Source organism: Pseudomonas sp. MF6396 (genome assembly GCF_002018915.1).
Taxonomy (GTDB): domain Bacteria; phylum Pseudomonadota; class Gammaproteobacteria; order Pseudomonadales; family Pseudomonadaceae; genus Aquipseudomonas; species Aquipseudomonas palmensis.
This window is the reverse complement of sequence record NZ_MVOK01000003.1, coordinates 305,157-311,707: the sequence shown is the minus strand read 5'-3', so window position 1 is coordinate 311,707 and position 6,551 is coordinate 305,157. Positions and strand designations below refer to the sequence as shown.

6 protein-coding genes and 1 pseudogene are annotated in these 6,551 nt (G+C 61.2%); 5 read left to right on the top strand and 2 right to left on the bottom strand.

What is annotated here, in order from left to right; all coding sequences use genetic code 11:
* Positions 1-123: 123 nt before the first annotated feature.
* The 5 genes and pseudogenes from MF6396_RS04810 to MF6396_RS04790 form a co-directional block, all read left to right on the top strand.
* Positions 124-633: pseudogene (locus MF6396_RS04810) on the top strand (FAD-dependent oxidoreductase); the annotation flags it as partial.
* A 127-nt stretch (positions 634-760) separates the two neighbouring features.
* Positions 761-1,657: a nitrilase family protein gene (locus MF6396_RS04805; RefSeq protein WP_054914714.1), complete on the top strand. Its 897-nt coding sequence runs from the start codon at positions 761-763 to the stop codon at positions 1,655-1,657.
* Positions 1,658-1,666: 9 nt separating this feature from the next.
* Positions 1,667-2,863: a hypothetical protein gene (locus MF6396_RS04800; RefSeq protein ID WP_102063786.1), complete on the top strand. Its 1,197-nt coding sequence runs from the start codon at positions 1,667-1,669 to the stop codon at positions 2,861-2,863.
* Positions 2,864-2,920: 57 nt separating this feature from the next.
* Entirely contained in the window at positions 2,921-3,484 is a 564-nt protein-coding gene (locus MF6396_RS04795) for a UPF0149 family protein (protein ID WP_078479805.1), read from the top strand.
* Positions 3,485-3,626: 142 nt separating this feature from the next.
* Positions 3,627-3,962 (top strand): low molecular weight protein tyrosine phosphatase family protein, encoded by a 336-nt coding sequence (locus tag MF6396_RS04790; RefSeq protein WP_043862584.1) that lies wholly within the window; start codon positions 3,627-3,629, stop codon positions 3,960-3,962.
* Between the two features lie 377 nt (positions 3,963-4,339).
* On the opposite strand, the gene MF6396_RS04785 is transcribed toward MF6396_RS04790, so the two are convergent.
* Positions 4,340-4,864, bottom strand: a complete 525-nt coding sequence (locus MF6396_RS04785) for a BRO-N domain-containing protein (RefSeq protein WP_054914712.1) — start codon at positions 4,862-4,864, stop codon at positions 4,340-4,342.
* A 266-nt stretch (positions 4,865-5,130) separates the two neighbouring features.
* Positions 5,131-6,378 (bottom strand): ribonucleotide-diphosphate reductase subunit beta, encoded by a 1,248-nt coding sequence (locus MF6396_RS04780; protein WP_043862583.1) that lies wholly within the window; start codon positions 6,376-6,378, stop codon positions 5,131-5,133.
* Positions 6,379-6,551 lie beyond the last annotated feature (173 nt).

The following is a 6,551-nucleotide window of genomic DNA, read 5'->3' as shown; positions in this document are numbered from 1 at the left end:
TTCTTTTCGGTCACTTGATTGACTGCTTGGATTTTGAATTCTTCGGGGTAACGCGGGTTGCTCATGGCACCTCCTAATTGGCCTCAGTTTAAGGCAAAGAGGTGTCTACGAAACCCGGGGCGATTCATCCACGATGTTTATGCCTATCGCTACAACGACCGCTATGCCAGCGACTGCATCCTGCTCAGCTACACCTGGGAGGACGACGCGACCAAGCTGGCCGCGTTCAGCGATGAGCAACTGGTGGAAAAGTGCGTGCAGGAGCTGGACCGGATCCTGTTGCGGTGCAGCAATGTGCAGGCACCGCTATCGCCGTATGTCGATACCCGCAATGCGCGGGTGCAGCGTTGGGTCACCGACCGCAATGCCCTGGGCTGCGCCAGGCTCTACCGGGCCGGCACCTACTACGATGCGCTGAGCCTGATGCGATACAGCCGTGAGCATGCCCGTCACAGCGGGTTGTACCTGGCAGGCGAGTCGTTCTCGGTGGATGCAGGCTGGACCGAGCCCTGCCTGCGTACCGCGATCGACGCCGTGATCAACCTGTGCAACGACACCGGGGCACTGTTCAACGGCGGTTTCAGCATGGCGGTCTATCCGCACTATCGCATTCAGCCCCAGGCGTTCTGGTAGGCCTTTCCTACAGGCGAAGAGCGGCCTTGCAGCATTGTCGGAAGGGGCCGACTTGTCCCTCTTGAGGGTTGTTTTGTCCACTGGAAAGCCTCCAAACGACAACTCGAACAACAAAAAGGACACTCCCATGCCTGCACCCTCTGTCCCGGTCAGCCCCGTGCGTATTGCCGTGATTCAGTTCGACCCGCAGGTCGGGCTGGACCAGTGCGACAACAATTTGTGCAAAGGTCTGCAGCTCGCCGAAGAGGCGGTGCATGACGGCGCCAACCTGATCGTGCTGCCCGAGCTTGCCAACACCGGCTACACCTTCGAGACCCGAGCAGAAGCCTATGCGCATGCCGAAACCCTCGATGAAGGTCCCAGTATCAAGACCTGGCGCGCCTTCGCCCGGGAGCATCAGGTGTACCTGGTGGCAGGATTTGCCGAGCGCGATGGCCTCAAGCTGTATGACAGCGCGGTGCTGTTCGGCCCCGACGGCCTGCTGGGGCATTACCGCAAGGCACACCTGTGGAACCAGGAAAAGCTCTGGTTCAGCCCCGGTGATCTGGGCTTTCCGGTGTTTGAAACCCCGATCGGCCGGATCGGCCTGATGATCTGCTGGGACGTATGGTTTCCCGAGGTGCCACGCCTGCTTGCGTTGCAGGGTGCAGACATCATCTGCAGCCTGAACAACTGGGTGTGGACACCGCCCCCGTTGTTCGATGCCAGCGGCAGGTGCATGGCATCGTACCTCACCATCACTGCGGCCCACGTCAACAATGTCTACATTGCCGCCGCCAACCGCATCGGCAGCGAGCGTGGCGGGCGTTTTCTGGGGTGTTCGCTGATCGCGGGCACCAATGGCTGGCCGTTGGGCAAGGTGGGGGGCGCCGAGGACGAGTGCATCCTGTATGCCGATGTCGACCTCAGCACTGCACGCAGCGCGCCGGTCTGGAACAGCCTGAATGACCTGCCACGGGACCGTCGCACCGATTGCTATGGCGCGATGCTGGGTTATGACCAGCATCCAGCGCTGCCGCGCTGAGGAGTCGCCATGGACAAGTCAATCGACAAGGTGGAGGCAGGCTTTCTGCCTTTGCTGCTGATGTGCGTGTGCGTGTCGCTGGGCACCGGGGTGTTCATCGAGGTCATCAGCGGGCGTGCGGCATCCTGGGTCGGGGTATGGCCCGACTACGCGCACATGGTCGCCAACCTGCACGAGCCGCTGGCGCGGTTGCGCTGGATCGTCGGCGATATCAGCGAGGTAGCGTTCTACAAGCATGAGCTGCCGGCGATCGGGTTGCTGCTGGGCGCCGCGCTGGCCCATTGGGCGCACCGCACGGGCCGGGCATGGCAGGGCTTTGCGATCTGCTATGGCACCGGGTTGTGGCCCTGGCTGGTGACCAGCTCGCTGCTGGGGCTGGTGTTCAGCCATGTGCTGTGGGGCTGGACGCTCAGCGCCAGCACCTGGCAACCCACCTTCGTCGCGTTCGTCTTGTTGCCGGCGGCGATGGTGCTGCTGTTCGGCGGCGGCTGGAAGGTCGCGATCAATGGCGCGTTGCTGGGGGCACTGCTGGTGACGCCAGCAAGCCTGCTGCTGGTCAATTACCTGTGCTACCCATTGGGCTTGCCGGTGGTGATCGGCAATGTTGGCGGCATGGCCGTTGCGAGCGTGCTGGCGTTCATGCTGTGCCGGCGGTTTGCAGGCCTGGTGCGCTCGACGCCGCCTGTCGATGCGCCGCCACCGGCACCGGTCGTCGAGAGAGCGACACCGCACTACGGCGTTGGCTGGACGCTGCGACGGGTGCTGGCCGACTTCAGCGAGGCGCCGTTCTTCGGCAATGAGCTGGCCAGCCTGGGCTTGTTGCTCGGCGTGCTGGCGGCCTACCTGCTGTCGCCGGCCGGGCCGGCCTACGGCTCGCAGCTGGTGCTGGAGATGGTGGGCGGGCAGGCGCTGGCGTCGCTGATCGGCGTGCTGTTGTGGCGCAGGCAATGGATGCAGAGGGGGTGGTACCCGACCTACATCCCGATCGTTTCCGTGGTGCCGGCGGCGGTGCTGACATTGGGTGGCACGTGGGAGGTGGTGGTGCTCAGTGCCGGCCTGGGCGCGGTGATGGCACCGCCATTGGCGGTCGCAATCAGCCAGCGCCTGCCCAGCCATCTGCATGGGTACATTGGCAACGTGCTGTCGATGGCTGCCTGCACGCTGATGATCCTGCCATTTGTGGGGTGGCTGACGGGCGCCGGGTAAGCGCTGAAGGGCGGGGTGATGTAGTGTTACGGCAGGATCCCGCCTTGAGGCTATGCCATGACAGCTTTTGTACAGCCTTTGAACGATAAGGAAATGACCCGTCTTGATGGTTTTCTGCTCAAGTACGGTAACGATGAAGCCATCCTCACGCTCTCGGAGCTGGATGGCTTTCTGGTGGCGCTGGCCAGTTCGCCCGTGTTGTTGACGCCCAACGAATGGCTGCCCGAAGTGACCGGTGGCAGAGCGCCGCGGTTCAAGAAGCCGGCCGAGGCCGAGGCGTTTTCGGCGTTGTTGATGCGCTACATGAACAACGTGGCGGGCGAGCTCAGTGAGGCGTGTGATGCCTTCGAGCCGTTGTTTCTCGAAGACGAGTCCGAGCCTGATCCGCAGGTGGTGGTCGAGGAGTGGTGCTTCGGCTATTTGCGGGGTGTGCAGGTAGCGCGCTGGCCGGCGCTGCCGCCGGTGCAGGTGCGGCACCTGGAGGCGATTGCGCTGCATGGGCTGGACGAGAACATCGAAAAAATCGAGGCGTTGCAGCCGCAGGAGCATGCGGCTTCGGTCGAGGCCGTCGTGATCGGTTTGCGGGCGTTGTATCGGTTTTTCGATTCGCAGCGCGGGTAGCCATCGCACGACCCTCTGATTTGCCAACGCCATCGCGGGTCAAGCCCGCTCCCACAAAGTGTTTGCGCCCTCCTGTGGGAGCGGGCTTGCCCCGCGATGGGCTGTCTGCCAACCCTAATCTTTTTGTAATTCCAGGTAATCAATGACACTGCATGTACTGTTCGTGTGTACTCAGAACCGCTTGCGCAGCCCCACGGCTGAACAGGTGTTTGCCGACTGGCCGGGGGTGGAGACGGCCTCTGCCGGTGTGGGCAATGATGCGGACGTGCCGGTGGGCAACGAGTTGCTGGCGTGGGCAGACCTGGTGATCGTGATGGAACAGGCGCACCGCAAGAAACTGTCGGCGCGATTCCGCTCGGTGCTGGGCGACAAGCGCATCGTTTGCCTGGGCATCCCGGACGACTATGGGTTCATGGCGCCGGAGTTGGTTGAACTGTTGAAGGCCAGGGTGCCGCAGTTTTTGCCGGATCAACTGTAGTAGTGCGCAAGGTCTGCTGGCCTCTTCGCCAGCAAGGCTGGCTCCTACCGGGTTCCAGCGTGACCCTGTAGGAGCCGGCCTTGCCGGCGAAGGGCTGCAAAGCAGCCTGGAACATGGAGCCACGGCGCCAGACGCTGGTAGGCGCAGCGATATTAACTACTCGGCAACTGCGCATTTAACTAGGCGGCGGATATGCAGCATGTCCACTGAACTCCATCAAAAACGCCAATGGAGTTGCACGCGCCAAGTTTGATGTAGACAAATCCTGGCCCAGGTCCGGTTTTTCGGAGTGAGGTCTGACATGCATCGGTCTGACGCTGCACTCATTGGTTGTATAGGCATAATCCGCTTCGCTCGCTACAACGCCAGCGCGCGGATCACCCTCTGAACAGCCGAGCAGCGGCTTGTCTCCAAGGTTGTGCAAGTTTGGCATTAGTCGAGGGTGTATGAATCGATGACTTACCAAGCACCTCCGGCATATCCCGCAACCGTATCCACGGTTCGCTCTGCCAATGCAGCAAGCACAACGACCGCCCGGTCCAGGTCATCAGGCTGGTCTGCGGAGCATCGTGCTGTGTTGGACCTTGTGCGTCACGCATCACAGCAATCACCTCATAGGTCAGCCAACGTCGCAGGCTGCGATTCTCTGGAATGTAGTGGTGTGCCAATACGGTGTACGCGCCCGACTCACTGATCATCACGGTGTTCCGGTACTCGCCGTATCGCAAAAGCATGACGGTGCGATGCTGATCCGCATCGAGCCTGCGAATGATCTGCTCGTCGAGATAACGGCCGATCAGTCGGCCAAGTTCGCGTGCGCTGAACCAGGCTTGGGATTCGAGCCAGAGGGCGTGGAGAGGGCGGTTGTGGCGTAGAAAAAGCGTAGCCTTGTGATGGGGCATCGTCGGGTTCCAGCATCATGGGTAGAGCCGCTTCTATCGGGAACGGTTCGCCGCTGCATACGCTTCTTAGACGTGAAAACAAACTTACGGGTATGCGAAAAGGCAGTCAATGATGAGACTTGAGGGGCAATTCCGGAATTACTGAAAGAATGGTCTGGCAGTCTTTAGATCAGTTTCCGATATCCGCTCACCACCTCTGAAAAAAGCCAGGCACAAAAAAGGCTGCCTTGCGGCAGCCTCTTTTTGCAGCATCCACGCGCGGGAAATCAATCCCAGCTCAACGCGCCGCCAGTCTGATACTCGATAACCCGCGTCTCGAAGAAGTTCTTCTCTTTCTTCAAGTCCATGATTTCGCTCATCCATGGGAACGGGTTGGTGGTACCTGGGTACTCTTCCTTCAGGCCGATCTGCGACAGGCGACGGTTGGCGATGAACTTGAGGTAGTCCTCCATCATCGCCGCGTTCATGCCCAGCACGCCGCGTGGCATGGTGTCCCGTGCGTATTCGATTTCCAGCTGAGTACCCTGCAGGATCATCTGCGAGGCCTCTTCCTTCATCTCGGCATCCCACAGGTGCGGGTTTTCGATCTTGATCTGGTTGATCACGTCGATACCGAAGTTCAGGTGCATCGACTCGTCACGCAGGATGTACTGGAACTGCTCGGCAACGCCGGTCATCTTGTTGCGACGACCCATCGACAGGATCTGGGTGAAGCCGCAGTAGAAGAAGATGCCTTCGAGTACGCAGTAGTAGGCGATCAGGTTGCGCAGCAGCTCCTTGTCGGTCTCGACGGTGCCGGTGTCGAACTCCGGGTCCGAGATGGCACGGGTGTAGCGCAGGCCCCAGGCGGCCTTTTTCGCGACCGAAGGGATCTCGTGGTACATGTTGAAGATCTCGCCTTCATCCATGCCCAGCGATTCGATGCAGTACTGGTACGCGTGGGTGTGGATCGCCTCTTCGAACGCCTGGCGCAGGATGTACTGGCGGCACTCGGGGTTGGTGATCAAGCGGTACACGGCCAGTGCCAGGTTGTTGGCAACCAGCGAGTCGGCGGTGGAGAAGAAGCCCAGGTTGCGCATGACGATGCGACGCTCGTCGTCGGTCAGGCCTTCGGGGGTCTTCCACAGGGCGATGTCCGCGGTCATGTTGACCTCTTGCGGCATCCAGTGGTTGGCACAGCCATCCAGGTACTTCTGCCAGGCCCAGTCGTACTTGAACGGTACCAGCTGGTTTAGGTCGGCGCGGCAGTTGATCATGCGCTTCTCGTCGACCGCTACACGGGCAGCAGAGCCTTCCAGCTCGGCCAGGCCTTCGGCGATGTCGAGATCGTCCAGGGCCGCCTTGGCGCGCTTGACCGCGTCGGAGTCGGCGGCGGTCACTGCACGGGCTTCCTGCGCGGCCACACCGCCAGCGCTGTCGAGCTTGTCGATGCCCGCTTCAGCCACCTGAGAGGCGGTTTGACCTTTGGCGGCGACTTCGCCGTCTTCGTTTTCGAATTCGTCCCAGCTCAGCATGATGGGTCTCCTGCTTGAGGGCCATGAAAGAGTATGGCCGGTTGGATCTAGGGTTGCGCTGCTCGCGGTTAAGGTGTGCACGCAAAATCTTGGAATGCTTCCGGGGGCGCAGCCCCTCGGGGAGGGCGGGGTGACCCGCACCTGGGTGTTCGGCGATAGAGGCCGGTGGTTGT

Bases quoted from the DNA above. Each gene is read 5' to 3' on its own strand.
- MF6396_RS04805 (WP_054914714.1), top strand. From the start codon at position 761: ATGCCTGCACCCTCTGTCCCGGTCAGCCCCGTGCGTATTGCCGTGATT.
- MF6396_RS04800 (WP_102063786.1), top strand. From the start codon at position 1,667: ATGGACAAGTCAATCGACAAGGTGGAGGCAGGCTTTCTGCCTTTGCTG.
- MF6396_RS04795 (WP_078479805.1), top strand. From the start codon at position 2,921: ATGACAGCTTTTGTACAGCCTTTGAACGATAAGGAAATGACCCGTCTT.
- MF6396_RS04790 (WP_043862584.1), top strand. From the start codon at position 3,627: ATGACACTGCATGTACTGTTCGTGTGTACTCAGAACCGCTTGCGCAGC.
- MF6396_RS04785 (WP_054914712.1), bottom strand. From the start codon at position 4,864: ATGCCCCATCACAAGGCTACGCTTTTTCTACGCCACAACCGCCCTCTC.
- MF6396_RS04780 (WP_043862583.1), bottom strand. From the start codon at position 6,378: ATGCTGAGCTGGGACGAATTCGAAAACGAAGACGGCGAAGTCGCCGCC.